We start from the raw sequence: 1,992 nt of genomic DNA on the forward strand, positions 1-1,992 counted from the left end.
GCTAGACCCCAATGACATCAGTTACTGCCATCAGAACCACACCCCTATCGTGGTGACCTTCGCTGATCAGGCAGGAAAGTTTTCCTTCAAGCTGACCCTCTGGCTTGTCACTTTCTACGCCCTGAGTGATTCACCGATTTACTTCAACGGTGCCTCGCACAAGCCTATGTACAACAGCATTGTTGAGACGATTACTGGGGTAGAGCCCGTCAATCGCAAGGGCTATTGCTTGGTTGATAGTGATGATGCGCGGAATCCACATGCCCTTATGAAGTGCGATGAGCAGGGTAGAGAGATTGAGCACATCAGAAACCTCCCGCCCCTACCCGAGAGTGAGCTTTGGGCCGAACTCAAGGCCTACAATGACCAGCTGAACCTATCCCTCACGGACGCGGCAGAGATAACGCAGACTACGGTGTACAAGTACGCCGAGTATGCTGGAGGAGAAACCTTCGACTGAGGGTGATAGAAGTTAAAAACCGCCTCCGGGGGCGGTTTTTTGTGTCCTGCGGAAAGTCAGGCCAGGCGGGTGAGCCCATCGAATATGGCCACGGTCATGCCCCGGTTAGAGGGTGTCCGATTTTTTGTGTACTCAGTCCATGTAAACACTGCCGTTGCTCACAGCTCTGCCGTTAGCCACTGGCTGCTTCTGGCCCAGAGCGTGTAAAAACACTTTCTTATCGTGCGTGCTTCAGCCCATCGCTCCTGGGCGTGGAGATTTCCCGATTATTTACCACGATCAGCGCCGGGAACGCTTCAGAGCGCGTATGAAGCGCTTTGGCACCTCTTGGGGCATTAAAAGCCGGGCTTTTACGCCGCCATCGCCTTCAACAAACCTTCGGTGCCGATGATTTTCATCACCCGCTTCAAGTTGTAGGCGAGCACATTCAAGCTCATTTCTGCGCTCACCCCGTTCAGTTTTCGAGTGAGGAAGTGCGTTGCCCCCATCCATTGTTTGAGCGTCCCGAAGGGATGCTCAACAGTCCGCTTTCGAACCCGCATCATCTCAGGTGCTTGGTTCAGCCGGCGTTGCATTTCCTCCAGCACAGCTTCATGTTCCCAGCGCCTTACTCGACGATTTGTGCTTGGCGTGCACTGGGTTTTCAGCGTGCAACTCTGGCATTTCGAACTCCAGTAGCAGTGCATATTCATGCCTTTCTCAACGCTGGAGAATCGCCAGATCAGTGCCTCTCCCGCTGGGCAGGTGTATTCGTTTTTCGTCGGGTCATACACGAAGGCATCTTTGTTGAATCGGCCATCAGCCTTGGCGCTTGAAGTCATTGGCTTAGGCACGTAGGCCGTGATGTTTGCGTCGTGACAGGCAAGGATTTCTTCACCCTTGAAGTAGCCTCGGTCAGCCACCACGGACAGCGTTTCTGTGCCGATAGCTTCACGAGCCTGCTTCGCCATTGAACTGAGTTGGTCACGGTCGGAACCGCTGTTGGTGACCTCATGAGCAACTATCAAATGGTGCTGCGTATCGACAGCCGTCTGCACGTTGTAGCCGACGATACCGCTGCCGCGCGTCATCATCGAACGGGCATCCGGGTCGGTCAGCGAAACCTGTTTGTCAGGAGAGTCGTTGAGCTGAGTTTCGATCCCCTGAAGCTCTTTCATCTGCGCTTTGAGCTTGGCGATTTTATCTTCCAGGTTGGCAGCCTCTGGCGCGGAGGCGCTAGGAATCTGTCGATCAGCCGCATCGAGCGCAGCCAAATAACGGCTGATGCTCGCCTCGATTTCTTCCATGCGCCGCTTCAGTTTGGCACTGGTGAAATTGCGGTCACGATTGTTCACTGCCTTGAATTTGCTGCCGTCGATGGCAACCAAGTTTTCGCCAAAAAAACCCAACTGCTGGCAGAGTAAAACGAACTGGCGGCAGACGCCGCGAATGGCCTTACTGTTGTCTTTTCGGAAGTTGGCGATGGTCTTGAAATCGGGCATCAAACGCCCGGTTAGCCACATGAGTTCGACGTTGCGCTGGGCTTCTCGCTC

At 54.2% G+C, this 1,992-nt stretch carries 2 protein-coding genes; one reads left to right on the forward strand and one right to left on the reverse strand.

Annotation, left to right across the window (positions count from 1 at the left end; translation table 11 throughout):
- On the forward strand, positions 1-460 hold a 460-nt coding region (locus BM315_RS24810), incomplete at its 5' end, for a hypothetical protein (RefSeq protein WP_170862315.1).
- Between the two features lie 350 nt (positions 461-810).
- On the opposite strand, the gene BM315_RS24090 is transcribed toward BM315_RS24810, so the two are convergent.
- Positions 811-1,992: IS1182 family transposase (locus tag BM315_RS24090; RefSeq protein ID WP_090506220.1), on the reverse strand; the 1,182-nt coding region annotated here is incomplete at its 5' end.

This window comes from Pseudomonas borbori (assembly GCF_900115555.1).
GTDB classification, from domain to species: Bacteria; Pseudomonadota; Gammaproteobacteria; order Pseudomonadales; family Pseudomonadaceae; genus Aquipseudomonas; species Aquipseudomonas borbori.